The organism is Pseudomonas sp. ATCC 13867 (assembly GCF_000349845.1).
Classification (GTDB): Bacteria; Pseudomonadota; Gammaproteobacteria; order Pseudomonadales; family Pseudomonadaceae; genus Pseudomonas.
Genome location: NC_020829.1, coordinates 5,620,798 through 5,642,525 on the forward strand (window position 1 = coordinate 5,620,798; position 21,728 = coordinate 5,642,525).

At 62.5% G+C, this 21,728-nt stretch carries 11 protein-coding genes and 3 pseudogenes; 5 read left to right on the top strand and 9 right to left on the bottom strand.

Translation table 11 applies throughout. The annotated features are described in order from the left end of the window. Window positions 1–28: 28 nt before the first annotated feature. Together H681_RS25135 and H681_RS25140 are read left to right on the top strand one after the other, a co-directional pair. Window positions 29–1,405 (top strand): L-serine ammonia-lyase, encoded by a 1,377-nt coding sequence (locus H681_RS25135; RefSeq protein ID WP_015479717.1) that lies wholly within the window; start codon window positions 29–31, stop codon window positions 1,403–1,405. A 374-nt stretch (window positions 1,406–1,779) separates the two neighbouring features. Then, window positions 1,780–2,886, top strand: coding sequence for a GlxA family transcriptional regulator (locus tag H681_RS25140; protein ID WP_015479718.1), 1,107 nt, complete (start codon window positions 1,780–1,782; stop codon window positions 2,884–2,886). A gap of 156 nt (window positions 2,887–3,042) precedes the next feature. On the opposite strand, the gene H681_RS25145 is transcribed toward H681_RS25140, so the two are convergent. Continuing rightward, window positions 3,043–3,447: a VOC family protein gene (locus tag H681_RS25145; protein ID WP_015479719.1), complete on the bottom strand. Its 405-nt coding sequence runs from the start codon at window positions 3,445–3,447 to the stop codon at window positions 3,043–3,045. Between the two features lie 216 nt (window positions 3,448–3,663). On the opposite strand from H681_RS25145, the gene H681_RS26175 reads away from it, so the two are divergent. After that, the gene (locus H681_RS26175) at window positions 3,664–3,966 is read left to right on the top strand and encodes a type II toxin-antitoxin system RelE/ParE family toxin (protein WP_015479720.1); all 303 of its coding nucleotides are present in this window, start codon (window positions 3,664–3,666) and stop codon (window positions 3,964–3,966) included. Beyond that, window positions 3,959–4,252, top strand: a complete 294-nt coding sequence (locus H681_RS25155) for an addiction module antidote protein (RefSeq protein WP_015479721.1) — start codon at window positions 3,959–3,961, stop codon at window positions 4,250–4,252. The genes H681_RS26175 and H681_RS25155 overlap by 8 nt, the downstream gene beginning before the upstream one ends. 90 nt (window positions 4,253–4,342) lie before the next feature. Here the strand turns inward: H681_RS25155 and H681_RS25160 are convergent. From H681_RS25160 to H681_RS26530, 3 genes and pseudogenes are all read right to left on the bottom strand, one after another. After that, window positions 4,343–4,954: pseudogene (locus H681_RS25160) on the bottom strand (DUF637 domain-containing protein); the annotation flags it as partial. Window positions 4,955–5,178: 224 nt separating this feature from the next. Further along, on the bottom strand, window positions 5,179–6,186 hold the full coding sequence (locus H681_RS25165) for an IS5 family transposase (protein ID WP_015479723.1): 1,008 nt from the start codon (window positions 6,184–6,186) through the stop codon (window positions 5,179–5,181). A 129-nt stretch (window positions 6,187–6,315) separates the two neighbouring features. Further along, window positions 6,316–6,474: a hypothetical protein gene (locus tag H681_RS26530; RefSeq protein ID WP_157883359.1), complete on the bottom strand. Its 159-nt coding sequence runs from the start codon at window positions 6,472–6,474 to the stop codon at window positions 6,316–6,318. Window positions 6,475–6,730: 256 nt separating this feature from the next. On the opposite strand from H681_RS26530, the gene H681_RS26535 reads away from it, so the two are divergent. After that, window positions 6,731–6,907, top strand: a complete 177-nt coding sequence (locus tag H681_RS26535; RefSeq protein ID WP_157883360.1) for a hypothetical protein — start codon at window positions 6,731–6,733, stop codon at window positions 6,905–6,907. 57 nt (window positions 6,908–6,964) lie between these two features. Here the strand turns inward: H681_RS26535 and H681_RS26180 are convergent, their stop codons facing one another. The 5 genes and pseudogenes from H681_RS26180 to H681_RS25180 all read right to left on the bottom strand — a co-directional run bounded on the left by H681_RS26180 (window position 6,965) and on the right by H681_RS25180 (window position 21,681). Beyond that, the gene (locus H681_RS26180) at window positions 6,965–7,519 is read right to left on the bottom strand and encodes a DUF6990 domain-containing protein (protein WP_080636260.1); all 555 of its coding nucleotides are present in this window, start codon (window positions 7,517–7,519) and stop codon (window positions 6,965–6,967) included. Beyond that, window positions 7,516–10,161 (bottom strand): annotated as a pseudogene (locus H681_RS25170) (DUF637 domain-containing protein); the annotation flags it as partial. The pseudogene H681_RS25170 and the gene H681_RS26180, both read right to left, overlap by 4 nt. Window positions 10,162–10,286: 125 nt before the next feature. Further along, window positions 10,287–10,406: pseudogene (locus tag H681_RS27015) on the bottom strand (transposase); the annotation flags it as partial. Window positions 10,407–10,933: 527 nt separating this feature from the next. Beyond that, window positions 10,934–11,380 carry a hypothetical protein gene (locus H681_RS26540; RefSeq protein WP_157883361.1) on the bottom strand — a complete coding sequence of 149 codons (447 nt, stop codon included), beginning with the start codon at window positions 11,378–11,380 and terminating at the stop codon, window positions 10,934–10,936. Next, on the bottom strand, window positions 11,377–21,681 hold the full coding sequence (locus H681_RS25180) for a two-partner secretion domain-containing protein (RefSeq protein WP_015479728.1): 10,305 nt from the start codon (window positions 21,679–21,681) through the stop codon (window positions 11,377–11,379). Before H681_RS25180 ends, H681_RS26540 begins: the two co-directional genes overlap by 4 nt. Window positions 21,682–21,728: the final 47 nt, after the last annotated feature.

Sequence of the window (21,728 nt, forward strand, 5' to 3'; positions counted from 1 at the left end):
AGGAAGCGCAGCCCGCTCGGAGTCCGGCATGGCAATCAGTGTGTTCGACCTGTTCAAGATCGGTATCGGCCCCTCCAGCTCGCACACCGTCGGCCCCATGCGCGCCGCCGCGCTGTTCGTCGGCGCCCTGCGCGAACGGCAGATGCTCGAACGCACCACGCGCGTGGAAGTACGCCTGTACGGCTCGCTGTCCGCCACCGGCATCGGCCACGGCACCGACCGCGCGGTGATCATGGGCCTGATGGGCGAATGGCCCGACCGCATCGACCCACGCCAGATCGAACCGCGCATGGCCGCCCTGCGCGCCTCCGGCGAACTGCTGCTGGCCGGCAGCCGGGCAATCCGCTTCGACTGGGTGCGCGACATGCGCCTGCTCGACGAAAGCCTGCCCTACCATCCCAACGCCATGCGCCTGACCGCCTTCGGCCACGACGGCGAGCTGCACGGCGACACCTACTACTCCATCGGCGGTGGCTTCGTCGTCGACGAGGAGCAGGCCGCATCCGGCAGCCTCGACACCGACAACACCGTCCTGCCCTACGACTTCTCCAGCGCCGCCGAACTGCTCATGCTCTGCCGACGCCACGGCCTGCGCGTATCCGAGCTGATGATGGCCAACGAACGCATGTGGCGCAGCGAAACCGACATCCGCGAGGGCCTCAAGACCCTCTGGCAGGCCATGCGCGACTGCGTGAACAGCGGCCTCAGCCAGGAAGGCACCCTCCCCGGCGGTCTCAACGTCCAACGCCGCGCCGCGCGCCTGCACCGCAACCTGCAGGAAATCGGCAAGCCCAACGTCATCGGTTCCACCTTGAGCGCGATGGAATGGGTCAACCTCTTCGCCCTGGCGGTGAACGAGGAAAACGCCGCTGGTGGACGCATGGTCACCGCACCCACCAACGGCGCGGCGGGGATCATCCCGGCGGTGCTGCACTACTACATGCGCTTCAACCCCGACGCCCGCGAAAGCGACATCACCGACTACTTCCTGGCCGCCGCCGCCGTCGGCATCCTGTGCAAGAAAAACGCCTCCATCTCCGGCGCCGAAGTCGGCTGCCAGGGCGAAGTCGGCTCCGCCTGCGCGATGGCCGCGGCGGGCCTCGCCGAAGTCCTCGGCGCCAGCCCCGAGCAAGTGGAGAACGCCGCCGAGATCGGCCTGGAACACAACCTCGGCCTGACCTGCGACCCCGTCGGCGGCCTCGTCCAGGTGCCCTGCATCGAACGCAACGCCATCGCTGCGGTGAAAGCCATCAACGCCGCGCAAATGGCCCTGCGTGGTGACGGCCAGCACTTCATCAGCCTCGACCAGGTGATCCGTACCATGCGCGACACCGGCGCCGACATGCACGACAAGTACAAGGAAACCTCGCGCGGCGGCCTGGCCGTCAGCAGCATCGAATGCTGAGCCCGAAATCGACCACGCCGCCGCCACGGCGCCTCATTCTGGCGCAGCGGCACGTTCGTACCGAACCGCCGAGCAGCGTTACCGTTTCGCGCATCGTCCCATCGGCAGGCTGACCGGGGAGTGCTACCAAAATCCCCAGCCCTTTCCCCATGCGCATTTGCGACCTGTGACGGGTCGCATTCCGATCCCTCAAAAACGGCATATCCCTGCCGTTTTCTTTTTTTATTGAACGCTCAATCAACCTAGGCATGGCATTTGCCTTGCTATAGGCAGAGGAACAGCCAGGGAACCGCCCACGGCGGACTTCCCCAACAGAACAACAAGCATAAGAAACGCCTCCCTAGAGGCGACTGTGACTAGCGTGAGGTGATCGAATGAACGCGTTCAACCCCGGAGTTCCGCCGCAAAACCGAGCTCCGCAGTCCATCGGCTTCCTGCTGCTGGACAACTTCACCCTGATCTCCCTGGCCTCGGCGGTGGAACCGCTGCGCATGGCCAACCAGCTTTCCGGGCGCGAACTCTACCGCTGGCACACCCTCAGCCTCGACGGTCGTCAGGTCTGGGCCAGCGACGGCCTGCAGATCACCCCCGACGCCGCCTGCGACAGCGCCCCGCAGATGGATACGCTGATCGTGGTCGGCGGCGTCGGCATCCAGCGCAGCGTCACCCGCGAACACGTCACCTTCCTCCAGGCCCAGGCCCGCCACGGCCGCCGGCTTGGCGCCGTGTGCACCGGCAGTTGGGCCCTGGCCCGCGCCGGCCTGCTCGACGGCTACGACTGCTCGGTGCACTGGGAATGCCTGGCCGCCATGCAGGAAGCCTTCCCCCGCGTGGCCATGAGCACCCGCCTGTTCTCCATCGACCGCAACCGCTTCACCTCCTCCGGCGGCACCGCGCCGATGGACATGATGCTGCACCTGATCGGCCGCGAGCATGGCCGCGAACTGTCGGCGGCGATCTCCGAGATGTTCATCTACGAGCGCATCCGCAACGAACAGGACCACCAGCGCGTACCGCTCAAGCACATGCTCGGCACCAACCAGCCCAAGCTGCAGGAAATCGTCGCGCTGATGGAGGCCAACCTCGAGGAGCCCATCGACCTCGACGAACTGGCCGTCTACGTCAACGTCTCGCGCCGCCAGCTCGAACGCCTGTTCCAGAAGTACCTGCACTGCTCGCCGTCACGCTACTACCTGAAGCTGCGCCTGATCCGCGCGCGCCAGCTGCTCAAGCAGACCTCCATGTCGATCATCGAAGTCGCCTCGGTCTGCGGCTTCGTCTCCACCCCGCACTTCTCCAAGTGCTACCGCGAATACTTCGGCATCCCCCCGCGCGACGAACGCCAGGGCCAGCCGATCGGCCAACCGGTCATGGTCATGCCCATCCCGCAGGACCTCGCCCTCATGCCCAACTCCTCGGCCATCTCCGCCCTCAGCCAGGCCCAGGGCGAATCCACCTTCGCCAGCGTGCGGGTGCTCTGAGGCCCGTCGCCTGAAACACAAAAGGGAAGCCTGCTGGCCTCCCTTTTGTGTTTCAGGCGCTTGTAGGAGCAAGCCTGCTCGCGCGACTCCGGCACGCGATGCCTTCGTAGGAACCGCCCGCATCCACCGCCCCTGCCGCGACTGCAGAACCCCGCCTCATGCCCCCAACGGCAAGCTGAGCTGCCAGGACACCCCGAACCTGTCGCTCACCCAGCCAAAGCACCGACTGAAACCGTAGTCTCCCAGCGGCATATAAACCCGCCCACCCTCCGCCAGCACAGCGAAGACGCGCTCCAACACATCGCCCGACTCGAACTCCACGAAGATCGAACTGGACGGCGTGAAATCGAAGTCATGCCTCACCGGGCTGTCCGAACACAGGAACGCCTGCCCGCACACCTCGAACCGCGCCACCTTGATCGTCCCCTCCGGGCCAGGCTCACCGGCGCCATAGCGCTCCACGTGCACCACGCGGGAGTTGGGAAAAGTAGCGAGATACAAATCCAGCGCCGCCTGCGCGACGCCGCCCTGGAACATGAGGAAGGGAGTGGCGGTGGTCATGGCGGCTCTCCTGTGAAGGGAAGGGGCCAGTCTAGGACATCGGTAAGGCGATTCGGAAACTGCGGGCGACCCAACTCGGACCGAGCGCATCGAGGTTACTTTCCACTCTCACCACGTCCGGCGCCCCATAAGCCCGTCCAAGGCAAGCAGTGCGATTTCACCAGCGCTCATACCGGCAGGGATTGCCCTTTCTGTAACTTATAGACTACAGTCGATATGAAGAAAATCGAGTCCGCCAAGTTTCGAACCTGGCTGCAGAACCTGAAGGACAATAGGGGCAGGGCCCGCATCGTCGCCCGGATAAACCGCCTGCTGGAAGGCCTGCCAGGCGACGTCGCACCGGTCGGCCAGGGTGTCAGCGAGCTTCGGATACACCATGAACCAGGCTACCGCGTCTATTTCCATCAGCAGGGCAGCACTCTGCTGATACTCCTCTGCGGAGGCGACAAGGGCAGCCAGGGTCGTGACATCGAAGCTGCGCAGAAAATGCTGGCGGCGTGGAGAGCACAACATGACTGAGACGTTCACCGAATTCGATCCCGCGCAGTACCTCACCAACCCCGAAGCCATTGCCGAGTTCATGAGTGACGCGCTGGAAACCGGCGATGCCTCCTACATTGCCAAAGCCATGGGAGTCGTCGCTCGCGCCAAAGGCATGACGGAACTGGCGCGGGAAACCGGCCTGTCTCGCGAGCAGCTCTATCGTTCCTTCAGCGAACACGGCAACCCGACGCTGAAGACGCTACTGGCCGTGATGAATGCTCTCGGAATCGAAATGACAGTACGTCCCCAACTGGTGCACTAAGAAGAAGGAGACAGCTTTATTTTCTGTACTCTAATCAGCAAGTTCTAGAGTAGAAAAATAAATCTGTCCCCTTTTCGCTTTCTTGGTGGCCAGGTACACCGTGGCTGCCGCAATGGCGTAGCTCTTCAGGTTGTCGGAGCTGGCGGCATATTTCAGCCCCTGACCGAGGTCCCCTCCGTTGTTGATAGTGCCCACCGCGAGGTTGCTGGCCATCGGGCCATAGACGGGGCCGAGATAGGCCGCAGCCACGATGGCAATAGCCAGCGATGGAGCCGCTCCCAGGCTGTTATTGCTGTACTTGTAGGAGTCATGGAACTCCTTCACCGCCCGCCAATCCACATCCCCACGGGCTTCGGCGTCCTTGATCCACGCCAGGTTCGGATCGGCCTGCACCATCGCATCGATGGCCTGGCTGACAGTCTTCTGGTCGATCTGCTTGTAGTCGATCTTCAGCCCGTCCACCGCTTTGATGGCGATGTTGCCCTGGGCGATCATCTGGGTCTGACGCAGCGTCTCGTCGGTCTTGCCTTCGCCTTTGGAGCTGGTCCAGGAGAGATCGCTGTCTTCCTTGGCGTGGCTTTCCTGGTGCAGGTCCTTGACTGCTTCGAAGGTGACTTCGCCGCCGCTGAGAATGGCGATGTCGCGGGCGGCGTCGATGCGGCTGGCGACGGCGTTGAGGTCACGGCCCGCGTTGATTTCGAGGTTGCCGCCAACCTGCACCTCGCTGCCGTGCTGGGTGACGCTGGTGACGTTGCCGGTGACGCGGCGGCTCTGGAAGTCGAAGCTGTCGACTTCCGGGCACCTCTAAAAACCCAGTTTTTGAGCTGAATGCAAGGCGTGTGGAAGTGACTGGCGGCAAAAGTTCAGGCCTGACACTTATCGCAACGGGTGCAATGCAGGCCGAAGACGCCGGCCTGTTGTCCTCCTCACGCCATCTCCAGCAGGCTCGACATCCTTTTCAGGTTGTACACCGCTGATTTGATCGTCAAACCAAACTGCGCGCGTGCCATCCCGATGCTGCGGATCGTCTTGCCGCCCATCTGTGCCAGGCTGGCAAATATGTGCTCAACCCGAGCGCGTGGGCTGGCGATGCGCTTGTTGCGTGCCTTGTCCCGCTCTGTGATCGGCTTGCCGGCTTGCCCTTTGCGCTGAATGTGCGGGCGCCATCCATTGAGCTTGAGCCAGCGTTCGCGTGGCTTGTCGTGATAGCCACGGTCAGCCCAGAAGTCCCGGTTGCTGTTACCCCGATCCAGCACATCGATCAAATGAAGCGTGTCGGCCTCGCTGGCATCGCTCACCCGCACGTTGCGGATCAGCTTGTGCCGGCGATCCACGCTGACCGACAGCTTGTAGCCGAAGTACGATTTGCCGTGCTTCTTTGTCCAGCGCGCCTCGACATCCTTTTGCCGGCGCTTGGCTGGTTCCCACTCGACGGGTGCTGCTCGCTGCTTCACGACTTCCTGTTCTTCAGCCGTGTTGTGCTGGGTTGGAGCGCGGACGATGCTGGCATCGATGATCTGTCCTTCGCGGGCGTTGAAGCCGTTGAGCTGCAGTTGGCGCTGCACTTCATCAAAGATCAGATGCTCGACCTTGGCCTGAACGAGCCGCTCACGGAAATTCCAGATCGTATTGCGATCCGGCACACGCGCGGTGTTCTTCAGCCCGGCAAAACGCTGAAAGCTCATGCGGTCGAGTAGCTGAAACTCCATCTGCTCGTCGGACAAGTTGAACAACTGCTGCAAGACCAGCAGGCGCGTCATGAGCTCTGTCGGGTACGGAGGCCTACCGCCTTTGGCGCGACTCGGGCGAGGAACCCAGCGGTCGATCTCCTCGGCCATGAGGCGGAAGTCGACATGCTTGTTCAGCAGTGCCAGCGGATCACCCAAGCTGTCGAGTTTCGCTTCGCGTTCCTGGTCGGCAAATAGGCTTAGCATGCGCTGGCAGTCCTGTGGTTCGGGAACTCAGATTTTAATGGGAACGGCCGGTTTTTGGAGGTTCCCTTCCTGCGCGGCGTCTCCAAGGCTTAGCTTCTCTAATATTCGAAATCTTAAAGAACCAGAGGCTTACGATTTAGAGTAGAAAATAAATCTGTCCCCTTTTTCTCCTAACACCCGGATACCATCACCACGAAGCTGGCGAATCAACTCCGCATCGCTCACCTCCGGTGCCACACTCAGTACGACTTCCTCACCTTTATTGCGTTGCAGTATCAAATAACCCATCGTATCATCCTCCGTACTGAAGACTCCACGATAAACGTTTGAGTCAATTAAGCAATAACTATTAGACGACTTCTGAAAGTATCTACAGCTATTCAGCCATGTCCGTGCCCAGCGACCATACTGCTAATCTCCGATGCGCATTCGCCGCCTCAACTGAAGCATGAGCGCAAGAGCTTCAGGCAGTAGGGAGTGGCAGAAAAATAAACAAACTATGGAATGGATTGCTGCCGTTATGAATGGCGGCACGTGAGGTTGCGTGGAGAACAACCGACTCAACGCGGTGATTGATCTGCCGTCCACGCTGCGACTGGCGGAGCTGAACAGCGCGCCCTTCTGCGATGTGTTGCAGATTTGCCGCTCGCTGTTGCTGCTGGCCTCCGATGCGCAGTCGTTGTATCAGGCGGAGCATGAAAGGCGGCGGTTCGGGCGATAGGAACTTACAGCGGTAGAAACAAATAGCCCCGGCAGTGCCGGGGCTATTTGTAATCGATCAAACCCTATATTTCTGGGCTATAAAAATTGCTCTATCAAGCATTTCGGAGGTTATGTACGGCACAAAGCCACGGCGATCACCTTGTTCAAAACTTCTCCGATACGACTCAAGGCGATCAACTTCCCCGGCAATAGCCAAGGCCGCCAAGTGACGAATCGGCATCGCGCCTTTAGCATCCGTGGGCAGATTCCTATAGGCAGCCAGTCCATCTTCAAGGTTTTGAGCATGCGCCCAAGAAACTGCTTTCTCTGACAACCTCACCACATCATTAGCTGAGAGTTCAGACAGTTTCTCAGGAAGCTCATTACTTACGATTACGGGATCATGCTTAACACCTTCCCCATAAATAAAAGAAACCACTTCCGAGAACTGTTTAGAAGATATAGACGGCATAAAATTAACTCTAAAGTGGTCTGAGCGCTTTCCAATTGTTGGAAATATACGAACCACTTTGCCGTCAACATCCAAGGTACAGAAGCGATCCCCCACCTCATCAGCCCCACAGTTCCAGCCATGTTTTTCGAGGATGGAAATAGCTTCTGCCTCAGTCATTTCTTCGCCCCTGGAAAATGCAATTCCTCAATAGGAATACCATTAGGATAACCTTGTTCCTTAAGCGGCTTACCGGGGATAAGGCCAAACTCTCTTGCAACATCCCCCCGAGGAATAGAGCTGCCATCTCGGATTTGAGGGAATATCTCCGATTGCCTGATACTTAAACCTGCATCTCCAGTCTTAACCTCAATAATTCTGACACTGCCGTCTGGCGCTTTCGCAACAATATCCGGCCTGCATCGTCCTACACCACAAGAGCTGCCAAAAGAAATCTCCCTTGGACTGACGCTATAGCCCTGTGCCGTTAGTTGGTCCTTAACATCGTCCACCATGTTCAGGTGATGATCGTAATGATCTCTGATGGTGATCTTCGGAGCACCTGCAGCCCCTTTTGCCGCTTGCGGAGCCGGCAGCTTACCCAGCCCCTCAACCAGATCGGCAGCCTCAGCCACTTTACCTTCCTTGTAAAGTGCCTTCGCCTTGGCCAGGATCTTCCCGGCGGCATCCCCAATGCCCGGGACCAAGCCTATGCCGGCCATCGTGTAATCGAAGGGGTCCTGTGCCTCAACAAAGCTTTTGGCATCGCCATAACCCGGAATGAAATCCGAGCCAAAACTGACCATCGCTTCGGCCAGACGCTTGGAGTCAGCTGCCGTTATCGGGTTATTAACCGCCAGGTTGCTCTGCAGCTCCGCAGTGATGGTGTACGCCATCAACTGGGGATTCTGCCTAGCCTGTTCGGCCTGCTCCCAACCTTCGGCACTCCAACTGGCCTTCTGCAGACTTCTCGCTGCTTCAAGCGCTTCCTTGCGTAGCGCCGTGCAAGTCGCACCGTTGCCCCCTGGTGAGCACGCTGCGAGTAGCGCCAAGTCACGATTGCGGTCGAGCTGATTTAGCTCATCAACGCGGCCACAAGCAGTTGAGTCCCCGCCGTTGCATGCCTTCTTGGCCTCGAAGCGCTCCTGGTTCTCTTCGTGATTAAGGTAGTTGTACTGGACAGAATTCCTCGCCGCCCACGCGCCGGTATTGAGCTTGTCAGCGCTGGCTCCAGGGTCTGACACCGCCACACCAATCAGGCCCGTCAGTTGCGAGGCCATGGTCAACATGGCTTCGCGATTTTCTGGCGAATAGCCGCTGACCAGCTTGTCCAGATCGCTTACCAGCGCTTCGTTGAGCCCTGCACCGATGGCTCCAGCCGCGAAGCTGTCACCGCGCGCTTGGGCTGCAAGGCCACCCATCAGGGCATGCATCACCACCATCTGCGCGTCACCGGCACTCAGGCCGTTCGCCTTGCCGAAGTCGCCAATGGCATTGAAGCCCGCTGCGGCAAAGGTGTTGTAGAGGCTGTCCTTGAGTGCATCACCAAAGCTGCCGTCTTGCCCCAGGGTTTTGCTCAGGGCGGTGCTGGTGAGGTTCTGCATGGCCTGGTTGGCGGCGAAGCGACTGGCACCACTGACGGTGCTCAGGTCCACGTTCGAAACCTTAGTGGTGTCAATGTTGGTCTGAGTGTCGAGAACCTTGTCGAAGTACTTGGTGGCTAGGTACGCCGTGGCTGCCGCAATGGCGTAGCTCTTCAGGTTGTCGGAGCTGGCGGCATATTTCAGCCCCTGACCGAGGTCCCCTCCGTTGTTGATAGTGCCCACCGCGAGGTTGCTGGCCATCGGGCCATAGACGGGGCCGAGATAGGCCGCAGCCACGATGGCAATAGCCAGCGATGGAGCCGCTCCCAGGCTGTTATTGCTGTACTTGTAGGAGTCATGGAACTCCTTCACCGCCCGCCAATCCACATCCCCACGGGCTTCGGCGTCCTTGATCCACGCCAGGTTCGGATCGGCCTGCACCATCGCATCGATGGCCTGACTGACGGACTGCTGGTCGAGGTGCTTGTAGTCGATCTTCAGCCCGTCCACGGCCTTGATCGTCAGGTTGCCCTGAGCGATCAACTCGCTCTGCCGCACGGTTTCGTCGGTCTTGCCCTTGCCCTTGGCGCTGCTCCAGGCAAGGTCGCTGTTGCTCTTCTCGTGGCTCTCCTGGTGCAGGTCCTTCACCGCTTCGAAGGTGACTTCGCCGCCGCTGAGAATGGCGATGTCATTGCCCGCCTCCAGTTTGGCTCCCTGGTACTTCTGGTCGCCGCCGCTGAGCAGGGTGATGTCGGCGCCGGCGCTGATTTCGCTGCCCACGGCTTTGACGTCGGTGACTTCGTCACGCTGGGTCTTCTTCTTGCCCCAACTGCCCTTTTCTTTCTTGTCGTAAAGGCTGTAGTCGCTGTCGTTGGCGGCGAGCAGTTCGATCTTGTCGCCGGCGACCAGGTAGGCTTCGTTACCGGCGCCGATCTTGCTGCTGACCAAGGTGATGTTGTCGCCCGCGCTGATCAGGACGTCGCCACCGGCGTTGACCTCGGAGGCCTGCTGGCCCACGTGGTCTTCCTGGGTGGTGACCTTCTTGCCGCCGCCCTTGTACTTGGCATCGCTGTGCTCTTCGTTGGCGGCGGAGGCGAGGACTACGTCGCGCCCGGCGCTCATGGCGATGTCGCGGGCGGCGTCGATGCGGCTGGCGACGGCGCTGAGGTCACGGCCGGCGTTGAGTTCGAGGTTGCCGCCAACCTGCACTTCGCTGGCGTGCTGGGTAACGCTGGTGACGTTGCCGGTGACGCGGCGGCTCTGGAAGTCGAAGCTGTCGACTTCCTGCGCGGCGTCTCCAAGGCTTAGCTTCTCTAATATTCGAAATCTTAAAGAACCAGAGGCTTACGATTTAGAGTAGAAAATAAATCTGTCCCCTTTTTCTCCTTGTCCCCTTTTTCTCCTAACACCACCTGTCGGTTATGGCCCCGCTGAACGACATGATGTGGGTAGTTAGGTAATATGACACGACCAACCCTAGGCATCGCTCTCTCCATGCGTATTTTATTTTAGAGAAAGGCTACCACTTATAAGTGGTACTTAGTCACCTTCACATTAGCCGAGATTAGAGTAGGAAAAATAAATCTGTCCCCTTTTCGGTCTAAGGCACTGCCCTGGAGGATGTTGTACAGGGTGCCTTGCAGCGCGTCGTTGAAGGAGCCTTGCCCCAAGGCTTCGTTGGCCACGCCGGTCAGTGCGCCCTGAGTCAGTTGCGCCCCGGCAAATCGGGTCCAGGAGTGTAGTTGTTGGGTCAGTTGGCCGTGATGAATGCTCTCGGAATCGAAATGACAGTACGTCCCCAACTGGTGCACTAAGAAGAAGGAGACAGCTTTATTTTCTGTACTCTAACCAGCAAGTTCTAGAGTAGAAAAATAAATCTGTCCCCTTTTCGCGGAGGAGTTCGGGGGCAGGATCATGGATGGGCGGCTACCCCCGCCACTGACCGCGAATAAAACAACACCGGCGCGAGGCCGCTGTCAGGTGACTACTGCACCTGTACAAACTACGATTCCTATTGCTCTGACAAGGCTGCAAGTACAGCGTTAAGCAAGGTATCGCTATCATCCACTGCTGCTGACGCTTCATATATTGATTCAGCCGAAGAGAGCAGAGACTCTTCACCTCCACCAAAAGCTAAGGCCGATACAGCACGAGCTTGACTAAACAAGTTCAAAGCATTCGCATCAAACCCAGACTCTTCCTCAGAGCTCTCTTGAAAGTCAAAGTACTCACTATCTAGCTTTTCAGAAAAATCTTTCAACTCCAACACAAGTCGAGGTGAAAACATCTCTCCTCGACGTAACTTTTCCATAGATAAGTCCACGACAGAGTTCGATAGCGAAACAGCCTTTAACGCATGATCGCAAGCAGCAAGAACCGCTCGCTTCCTTTGTTCGGAAGTGGCTGCTGCCAATTTCTCGACCAGATACTCTGAAATTGTTTCTAATCGCATTGTCACTGTTTGTTCCTAGGAAGTGGCTTTAAAGGTGTAGAGACATTGGCACCAGTCGGCTCAAGAATATTTTGACACGAAGCGCAGACAGGCCTGGTCGCACCGATATCAATCACCTTTAAACCATTTGCATTTGCATATTTAACAATATCAGCCTCTGCATGCCCCGTGCCTGCGATTACCTTTTCCCCAGACTGCAACGTCACACCTGGACGAAGATAACCACGTGGCTCACTTGTACTGACCAAGACAGAGCGAGCACCGTTTGCATCTTCTACTACCGCCACTCCCATAGTTATTCGCCCTTTGGAGTTAGCGGGTATCTGGGCTTGTAATTCACTCACACGATTTTGGACAAGATCAGAAGGTTTCTCATAGGCAAGACCGCGCCCAACAGATTGACCTCCCCCTTTTGGGACTTGCGGAGCCGGCAGCTTACCCAATCCCTCGACCAGATCAGCAGCCTCAGATACTTTACCTTCCTTGTAAAGAGCCTTCGCCTTGCCCAGGATCTTCCCGGCGGCATCCCCAATGCCCGGGACCAAGCCTATGCCGGCCATCGTGTAATCGAAGGGGTCCTGTGCCTCAACAAAGCTTTTGGCATCGCCATAACCCGGAATGAAATCCGAGCCAAAACTGACCATCGCTTCGGCCAGACGCTTGGAGTCAGCTGCCGTTATCGGGTTATTAACCGCCAGGTTGCTCTGCAGCTCCGCAGTGATGGTGTACGCCATCAACTGGGGATTCTGCCTAGCCTGTTCGGCCTGCTCCCAACCTTCGGCACTCCAACTGGCCTTCTGCAGACTTCTCGCTGCTTCAAGCGCTTCCTTGCGTAGCGCCGTGCAAGTCGCACCGTTGCCCCCTGGTGAGCACGCTGCGAGTAGCGCCAAGTCACGATTGCGGTCGAGCTGATTTAGCTCATCAACGCGGCCACAAGCGGTTGAGTCCCCGCCGTTGCATGCCTTCTTGGCCTCGAAGCGCTCCTGGTTTTCTTCGTGGTTGAGGTAGTTGTACTGAACAGAGTTCTTCGCCGCCCAAGCCCCTGTTTCGAGCTGACTGGAACTGGCATTGCTGTCCTGCGCCACGGCGCCGATCAGGCCCACCAGTTGCGAACTCATGGTCAGCAGCGCTTCACGGTTTTCCGGTGAATAGCCGCTGACCAACTTGTCCAGGTCTGCTACCAAGGCTTCGTTGAGGCCGGCACCTGCCGCACCTGCAGCGAAGCTATCACCACGCGCTTGTGCGGCGAGGCCACCCATCAAGGCGTGCATCACCACCATTTGCGCATCACCAGCCTGTAGGCCGTGCGTGCTGCCGAAGTCGCCGATGGCGTTGAAGCCCGCCGCCGCGAAGGTGTTGTAGACGCTGTCCTTGAGTGCATCACCAAAACTGCCACCCTGCCCCATGGTCTTGCTCAGGGCAGTGCTGGTGATGTTTTGCGCAGCCTGGTTGGCGGCGAAACGACTGACACCACTGACGTCGCTCAGGTCCACCGTGACCTTTTTGGTAATCGGGTCAGTCTTGGTGTTCAGCATGTCATCGAAGTAGGCGGAGGTCAGGCCGCCAACGAGGCTGGCAATCGCCATCTGCTTAAGGTTGTCGCTACTGAAGCTGTCGCTGAGGACTTTGCCCAGGTCTCCCTTGTTGTTGATCAGGCTGACGCCAGCCGTTCCTGCGAGACTGCCTGCCGCCCCCACACCAGCGCCCATGGCAAAGCTGCCTCCGGCAACGCCGGCACTGCTGAGAGCCCCCGCCGCTGCCATACCGCCAATAGCCGCCGCCGCGATAGCAACAGCCAATTGCGTGGCCGGGCCCATGCCGGAGCTGCTGTAGCTGTAGGAATCGTGGAATTCCTGCACCGCGCGCCAATCAATATCCCCGCGCGCCTCGGCATCTTTCAGCCACGCCAGGTTCGGATCGGCCTGCACCATCGCATCGATGGCCTGGCTCACGGACTGCTGGTCGAGGTGCTTGTAGTCGATCTTCAGCCCGTCCACGGCCTTGATCGTCAGGTTGCCCTGAGCGATCAACTCGCTCTGCCGCACGGTTTCGTCGGTCTTGCCCTTGCCCTTGGCGCTGCTCCAGGCAAGGTCGCTGTTGCTCTTCTCGTGGCTCTCCTGGTGCAGGTCCTTCACCGCTTCGAAGGTGACTTCGCCGCCGCTGAGAATGGCGATGTCATTGCCCGCCTCCAGTTTGGCGCCCTGGTACTTCTGGTCGCCACCGCTGAGCAGGGTGATGTCGGCGCCGGCGCTGATTTCGCTGCCCACGGCTTTGACGTCGGTGACTTCGTCACGCTGGGTCTTCTTCTTGCCCCAACTGCCCTTTTCTTTCTTGTCGTAAAGGCTGTAGTCGCTGTCGTTGGCGGCGAGCAGTTCGATCTTGTCGCCGGCCACCAGGTAGGCTTCATTGCCGGCGCCGATCTTGCTGCTGACGAGGGTGAGGTTTTCGCCCGCGCTGATCAGGACGTCGCCACCGGCGTTGACCTCGGAGGCCTGCTGGCCGACGTGGTCTTCCTGGGTGGTGATCTTCTTGCCGCCGCCCTTGTACTTGGCGTCGCTGTGTTCTTCGTTGGCGGCGGAGGCGAGGACTACGTCGCGCCCGGCGCTCATGGCGATGTCGCGGGCGGCGTCGATGCGGCTGGCGACGGCGCTGAGGTCGCGGCCGGCGTTGAGTTCGAGGTTGCCGCCAACCTGCACCTCGCTGCCGTGCTGGGTGACGCTGGTGACGTTGCCGGTGACGCGGCGGCTCTGGAAGTCGAAGCTGTCGACCTCCTGCGCGGCCTCCAGGCGCAGGTCGCGTCCGGCGGTAAGGTCGGCATTGCCGCCGGCCTGGATGACACTGCCGGCGCTGATCAGGTCGCGGCCGGCGGTGATCTCCAGGTCGCCGCGGGCTTCGATGCGGGCGGCGTTGTTGGCGATTTCCTTGTGGATGCGGTGGGCCTCGTTGCTGGCGTCGACCGAGGTGATGCTGCGCTCGTTGATGACGTCGCCGGTCAGCGCGGTGAGGCTGACGTCGCGGCCGCTGATGATGCCGCCAGCCGCGTTGCGGATGCTGTCGACGGCCAGCAGGTCGAGGCGGTTGCCGGCTTCGATCAGGCCGCTGTTGTTGATGTTGGTGGCGCTGGCGGCGAGGTCGCCGCTGGCGCGCAGGGTGCCCTGGTTGGTCAGGTTGCCGCCGCTGATCAGCGACAGGTCGTTGCCCATGATCAGGGCACCGTTGGCGGCCAGGCGGCCTTCGGCCTGGGCGAGGTAGAGCACCGGCACCAGGACCTTTTCACCATTGATGGTGGCTTCTTCGAGCCAGACGATATCGTGGGTCAGCGCGGCGACCTGCTCGGCGGAAAGGCCGACGCCCAATTGCAGCTGGAGGCTGTCCTTGTAGGCGATGGCGTTGTCCATCAGGTACTTGAACAGGGCTTCGTCGCTGGCCATGCCGTCGATGTAGCGCTGGCCGGTGCGGGCGATCACCGCCTGCTGGATCAGGCGCTGTTCGTAGAGGCCGTCGCCGAGGCGCTTCTGTGCCTTGTCCGGGTCGTAGCCGAGCTGGCCGAGCAGGTAGTCGGAGCCGAGGAAGCTCTTCAGGTTGGTCAGCTCAGGGTTGGTCTCGACCAGGTATTTGTGGCTGTTGTCCGGTGTGGCGCTGCTGGGCAGGCCCTGTACGCGCGGGACGTTGAGGGCCGCGCCTGACTGGGCATCGGCGCTGGCGACGTTGCCAGCCGGGACGACACTGCCCGCGCCAGGCGCAGCGCCGTCGAGGCTCCGTTCGCGCTGCGCGGCGCTGATGCTCTGGCCGCTGAAACTGAGATCGCCCGCACCCTGCACTGTGCCGGTGCTGCCGCCGGTGCCGCCCTGGCCGCTGAGGCGGAAGAGGCCGTTTTCGCCCTGCGGCAGGCTGAAGCCCGGCAGGGTGACGGGGTTGACCTGCTTCTGCGCGAGGTCCGGCGGCAGTTGCGAGGTGATCGCCAGTTGGACGGTGGTGGCGCCGTTGGCAACACCGACGTCGCGCGGGCTGATGGTCTGCGCACCGGCGTCGCGCTTCACCACGCTGTTGTCGAAGCGTTCGCTGGCGTTGATCACCACATCGCCGGCGGCCTGGATCACCGCGGAGGCGGCGGGAGAGCCGGAGACCGCTACGTCGGAAGTAGTGATGTTGTAGAAGCCATCCGGGAAGCCACCGGAATCGAAGACTTGCTGGCGGGTCAGGCGGCCGGGATCGTAGTCCGGAGAGTTCGGGTCGTTGTAGCTGTTGTAGAGGTCCTTGTTGGTACGGAAGACCCAGTACTCATTGTCGTTGCGGGTGTAGAACTCGGCGTTGTAGTGGCGCTCGACGCCGCCAGCGGCGCCCTGGTTGCGGAAGGTGGCCGTCTGGATGTCGATGTTTCCGCCCGAGCCAATACTGCTGTAGAGGTTGTCGAAGGAGCCGCCACGGAAGCGGAAGTCGCCGCCGGCGGTGATCGACGCCTGCGGCGCGTCCTTGAGAATGACGTCCTCGGAGCGCTCCTGGGATAGGAAGTGGACTTCGCAGCCCTTGCCATCGCAGACGTCGTCGTACTTGAACTGGATGCTGCCGGAAACAATGCGCTCGCCGATCTGGAAGTCGTCGGCACGGCGGTTGTCGAAATCCTGCACCAGCAGGGTCATGGCGCCGGCGCTTTCGAAGCTGCCGGAGATGTTCTGCACGCTGCTCGCCCAGCCTTCCTGGTCGTTGGCGGCGATGTGCAATATGCCCAGGCTGTAGAGGTCGGCGTTGCGGTTGGTGAAATTCTGCATGCGCAACTGCATGTTGCCGCCACTGAAGATCAGGCCGTTCTCGTTGAGCAGGTTACCGGCGCCCAGATACAGATTGCCGGCGCTGCCGAGGGTACCGCGGTTGTTGAGGCTGGCGGCGCTGACGCGCAGGTCCTGGGTGGCGGTCAGGCGACCGCCGTTGTCGAGGGTGCCGCTGCTGTTGATGACTGTCGTCGCGCCACCGCCTCCAATGCTGCCACTCTGGCCGATACCGATGTAGCCAGCGCCGAGGGACAGGCTGCCCAGGCTGCTCAGGCGGCCATCGGCGGTGTAGTTGCCGCTCAGATCGAGATCGAGCGTGCCATCGCTGGCGATCAGGCCGGCGTTGGCCCAGTTGCCGCCGCGGCCGATGAGGCTCTGCGCGGCCAGCAGCTGGCCGTTGGCGCCCTGGTTGAGCTGGCCGATATCCAGGTTCAGGTTGCGTGCCTGGATGATGGCGTTGTTGGTCCAGCTGGCGGCCTGGTAGGTGAGGCTGCCGTTGGAGGTGAAGTTGCCGCCGGCAAGGCCGGCCTGGCCGAGGTCGACGCCGAAGGTGCCGGTGCCGACGTGCAGCACGTTGCCGCCGCCGTTCTGCAGGGCGCCGGTCTGCAGGATCAGGTCCTGGGTGGCGCCTTCGATGCGGCCGAGGTTGTTGTTGAGCAGGCCGCCGCTGACGATCTTCATCTGGCTGGGGCTGGCTGCGCGCATCAGGCTGGCGGGCGTCTGGCCCAGCGCGCGAATGGCGCCGACCACGTTGTTGATGCTGGCTGCGCCGAGGGTCAGGTTGCCGCTGCTTTCGATCAGTCCGAACTGGTTGTTCAGCGCGCCGTTCAGGCTGGCGTCGATACTACCGGCGCCGATCTTGCCGCCTTGGCCAAGTGCTGTGCCGTCGTTGAGCAGCTGGTTGCCGTGCAGGTAGAGCAGGTTGCCGGCGTAGAGGCCGCCGCCCTGGTTGTTCAGGTCGGTGGTGCTGATGCGGTTGTCGCCGCTGACCGCCGAGAGGTGGCCGGCGCGGTTGTCGATGCCGCCCGTGGCGGTGATATCGAGGCCCTTGGCCTGGGTGGTGCCGGCGTTGTTGCTGAAGGTGCCGGTGACCAGCTTGAGGTTGCCGTTGGCGGCATTGATGACACCGCCGTTGCTGTTGTCGAGGCTGGCGCTGCCCAGGTCGAGCTGGCCGGTCTGGCTGATGATGCGGCCGTTCTGGTTGCCGAGGGCGCCGGTTGTCTTGAGGGTGGTGTCGCCCTGGCCCTGCAGGGTGCCGCCGCCGTTGGCGATGCTGGCGGCGCTGAGGTTGAGCTGGCCGGCCTTGCTGAAGACCAGGCCGTCCTGGCCGTTGAGCAGTTCGGCGGTGAGTTGCAGGGTCAGGTCGTCCTGCGCGGCCACGGTGCCGCCGACGCTGTTGTCGAAGCGCCCGGCGAGGACCTTGAGCAAACCCTGGCTGGCGAGCTGGCCGCCACGGTTTTCCAGGCTGCCGACGCTCAGGTTGAGCGGGCCGCCGCTGGCGATCTTCGAGCCGGCGCCGTTGTTCAGCAGCGCGCCGAGCAAGCCCAGGCGCAGCGCGCCCTGGCTGACCAGGCTGCCGCCGCTGTTGTTCAGGCTGGCGGCGTCGTAGTCGACGCTGGCCGCGCTGATCTGCCCGGTGCGGTTATCCACAGCCTTGGCGCTGCCAGTCAGGCCGCCCTGGGCACTGAGCAGGCCGCCGTTGCTATTGTCCACGTCGCCGCCCACGGTCAGGCCGAGCCCGCCCTGGGTGGAAACGATGCCGCCGGCGTTGTTCAGGCTGCCGGCGCCAAGGCCGAGGTTGCCCTTGCTGACCAGCGCGCCGGCGTCGTGGTTGTCCAGCGCACCGCTGACCGTCAGGGTCAGCGCGCCATCGCGGCTGGAGAGCGTGCCGCTGCTGCTGTTGTCCAGGCTGGCGGCGTTGACCAGCAGGCCTTGCCAGCCGGAGAGCAGGCCTTGGCTTACGTTGCGCAGGGCGCCGGCGTTCAGTTCGAGCTGGCCGGCGCTGATGATCCGGCCGCTGTCGCCGTTGTCGAGCTGGCCGCTGGCCGTGAGCGCAAAGCCCTGGCTGGCGGAAATTTCCCCGCCCCGGTTGTCGAGGTTGCCCAGGCCGTTGATCTGCAGGGCGCCGGTGGCGCTGAGCAGGCCGCCACGGTTGTCGAAGTCGCCGCGCTGGGCGCCGTTGCCCAGGTCGAGGGTGACCTTGCCTTCGCCGATCAGTGCGGCCTGGCGCTGGATCAGTTGGGCGACGATCAGGTGCAGGTCGCCCTTGGCGGAGATTTCCCCGCCGTCTGTGGATTCGAGCTTGCCGCCGCGCAGGGTCAGCGCGCCCTGGCTGGTGATCAGGCCACCGGGCTTGCCGGTGGCGCTGGCGCCGTTGAGGACGTTGCCGGCGCCGAGGTCGAGGCCCAGGGCACCGCTGATCACACCGTCGCGGTTGTCGAGGTCGGCGGTGCTGGCGTCGAGGCGGCCCTGGGCGAGCAGGCGGCCGTCGCGGTTGTCGGTGCTGCCGGTGGCCAGCAGCAGGTCGCCGGTGGCGGACAGCAGGCCACCCTGGTTGTTCAGGCTGGCGCTGCCGACATTGAGCTTGCCGCTGGCGACCAGTGCGCCGTCGCCGTGGTTGTCCAGCGCGCCCTGGCTGCGCACGAGCAGGTCGCCCCGGCTGGCGAGGGTGCCGCCCTGGCTGTTGTCCAGGCTGGCGGCGCTGACGCTGAGGCCGTTAGTTCCGGAAAGCACCCCGGCGTTGCTGTTGTTCAGCGCGCCGCTGGTGAGGGTCAGACGGTCGCCGGAGAGGATCTTTCCGTCCTGGTTGAGCAATGTCCCGGTAGTGAGGGCGAAGGCGCGGTCACTGGAGATTTCACCGCCCCGGTTGTCGAGACTGACGACGTTGCGCAACACCAGTTGGCCGGGGCTGCCGAGCAGGCCGCCGGCGTTGTTCAGGGCGCCGCCCTGGAGGTCGAGGTCGACGCCGCCCTGGCCGATCAGCTGGCCGCCGCCATGCTGGTCGAGGCCAGCGATGCGGCCGTCGATGACGCCGCGCGCGGAGAGGCTGCCGCCCTGGCTGTTGTCCAGCTGGACGGTGGCGAGGTGGATGGCGGCGTCGGTGACGATGCGACCCTGCTGGCTGTTGTCGAGCTTCGCGCCTTGCAGGCGAATGTCGCCGGCGGCGCTGAGGAGGCCGCCGGCGTTGTTCAGGTCGGCGCCGGCAAGGTCGATGCTGCCGTCGCTGAGCAGCTTGCCGCCGCGGTTGTCGAGCGCACCGGCGAGACGGGAGAACAGCAGGCCGGCACTGGAGACCGCGCCCCCACGGTTGTCGAGGCTGCCGGCGTTGAGGGTCAGGCTGCCCTGGCTGAGCAAGGCGCCGTTACCGCTGTTGTCGAGCGCGCCGGCCAGTTGCAGCCAGAGGCTGTTCTGGCTGTTCACCCGGCCGCCCTGGCTGTTGTCCAGGCTCTGCCCGGTGATGCTCAGGCCGTCGCGGCCGGCCAGGGTGCCGGCGCGGTTGGCGATGCGCTGCACCTGCAGGTCGAGGCCGGCGTCGCCGATGACCTTGCCGGCGCCGTTGTCCAGGCTGGCAGCCTGCACAGCGACCTTGGCGCGGCTGGAGATTTCGCCGCCCTGGTTGAGCAGGTCGGTGCCTTTGACGCTGACGCCATTGTTGGCGGCGATGAGGCCGCCGTTACGGTTGTCGAGCTGCCCGGCTTCGAGGTTCAGCGCGCCCTGGGCGAGCAGTTCGCCGCCCTGCTGGCTGAAGCTGTCGGCCTTGGCCTGCAGGTCACCCTTGGCATTCACGCTGCCCTGGGCGTTGTTCACCTGGCTGGCCGTCAGGCGCAGTGCCGCGCCGCTGTCGAGGGCGCCGCCCTGGCTGTTGTCCAGCTGCCCGACGTCGATCTTCAACTCGCCCAGGCTGCTGATCACGCCCAGCGCGCTGTTGTTCAGGCTGGCCCCGGACAGGGTCACGCCGGCGTCGCCGACCACCAGCCCGCCCCGGTTGTCGAGGGTGCCGGCCTGCACGCCGAGCGCGCCCTTGGCCGAGAGCAGGCCATCGGCCTGGTTGTCGAGCTTCTGCTGGACGCGGGCCTGCAGGGTGCCGTTGCTGACCAGGGTGCCCTTGCCACTGTTGTCGAGGCTGTCGAGGGTGAAGTCCAGCGACTGCTCGGCGGAGAACAGGCCCAGGCGGTTGTCCAGCGCGCCGCCGCTGACTTGCACGCGGTTAGCGACGGCCTGGCCGTTGCGGTTGTCCAGACGCGCGGCGCTGAGATTCAGCTGGTCGCTGGCGAGCAATCGGCCCTGGCGGTTGTCCAGGCTGGCGGAGCTGATGCGGGTGGTGGCGCCCTTGAGCGCGCCGCCCTGGTTGTCCAGGGTGCCGCTGGCGTTGATATCGAGGTTGCGACTGGCGACCACGCTGCCGCTGTTGCGCAGGTTTTGCGCGCTGATCGCCACATCGCCCTGGGCGTTGCGGCTGTTGTCCGGATTCACGCCAGCTTCGAGGATGCTGGTATTGGCCAACTGCGCAGCGGAAAGCTGAATGCGCGAGCCGGCAGCCAGTTGCCCCTGATTGGTCAGCGTTCCATTGGCATTCAGTTCGGCAGCACCGGCCGCATAGGCCGGGCCGGTGAGGGCGATGTCCTGGGCCCTGGCGCGCAGGTTGCCGGCGGCGCTGGTGCGGGCCAGGGTCAACTGGCCGTTGGCGTCGATCTGGATGTCACCGCCGCTGGCGGCCATGTTGCCGGCGAGTTTTACCCCGACGCCCTGCTCGGTGCCCACCAGGCGGATGGCGCCGGCGTACATGCCGCCCAGCGCGGAGCTGTCGATCGCCAGTTGCGGCTTGGCGCTGCCGTCGTCGGCCTTGGCGGTGGCGGCGAGGGTCTCGGCGTCCACCTGGTTGCGGCCGGTCACCACGGCGAGTTGCTGTGCGTAGAGGTCGGCGTTGAGCTTGGCACTGCGGGTAATCAGCTCGAACTGGTCGAGGTTGCTGGCGTTCAGGCCGGCGCCTTCGACGCTGATCTCGCCGCCGTCGACGTCGTAGCCACGCAGGCGCTCGCCATCCATCAGCGGCTTGCCGGTGGTCAGCGTGGCGCGCGGAGTATTGATGAAGCCGCAGCCGTTGCAGGTGATGCCGTGGGGGTTGGCGACGATGACGTGGGCTGCCTGCCCGGCCACTTCGGTGTAGCCGCGCAGCTGCGAGGGATTGGCCCCGGTGACTTCGTTGAGGATCTTGTTGGCCGCGCCACCCTTGAGGTTCGGGTTGCCGACGATGATCCCGCCCAGTTGGGTGGACTGGGTCTTGCCGGTGGCGTTGTTGAGGATCAGGCCGTTCTGCCCGACGTTGTAGTCGCTGAACCTGTTGTGGGAGAGGCCCGCGCCGTTGGGCGTGGCGATGTTCACCACGGGCACGCCGTTGCCCGCCGCGCCCAGGTGCGTATTGCCACCGGCTGCCGCATCCACCGCCAGCTCGGCCGCTGCCGCAACGATGGGGTTGAGGATCAGGATGCCGGAAAGCACGCTGGCAATGGCCTGGTACAGCGGGTGGCGTACGTCCATGTGGGAATCTCCCAAGTGCCGGCAGATGCCAGCTACTAGCTAAAGAG

Excerpts from the sequence above, each read along its gene's own strand:
- H681_RS25140 (WP_015479718.1), top strand. The coding sequence starts at position 1,780 with ATGAACGCGTTCAACCCCGGAGTTCCGCCGCAAAACCGAGCTCCGCAG.
- H681_RS25155 (WP_015479721.1), top strand. The coding sequence starts at position 3,959 with ATGACTGAGACGTTCACCGAATTCGATCCCGCGCAGTACCTCACCAAC.
- H681_RS25135 (WP_015479717.1), top strand. The coding sequence starts at position 29 with ATGGCAATCAGTGTGTTCGACCTGTTCAAGATCGGTATCGGCCCCTCC.
- H681_RS26530 (WP_157883359.1), bottom strand. The coding sequence starts at position 6,474 with ATGGGTTATTTGATACTGCAACGCAATAAAGGTGAGGAAGTCGTACTG.
- H681_RS26175 (WP_015479720.1), top strand. The coding sequence starts at position 3,664 with ATGAAGAAAATCGAGTCCGCCAAGTTTCGAACCTGGCTGCAGAACCTG.
- H681_RS26180 (WP_080636260.1), bottom strand. The coding sequence starts at position 7,519 with ATGACTGAGGCAGAAGCTATTTCCATCCTCGAAAAACATGGCTGGAAC.
- H681_RS25165 (WP_015479723.1), bottom strand. The coding sequence starts at position 6,186 with ATGCTAAGCCTATTTGCCGACCAGGAACGCGAAGCGAAACTCGACAGC.
- H681_RS25145 (WP_015479719.1), bottom strand. The coding sequence starts at position 3,447 with ATGACCACCGCCACTCCCTTCCTCATGTTCCAGGGCGGCGTCGCGCAG.
- H681_RS25180 (WP_015479728.1), bottom strand. The coding sequence starts at position 21,681 with ATGGACGTACGCCACCCGCTGTACCAGGCCATTGCCAGCGTGCTTTCC.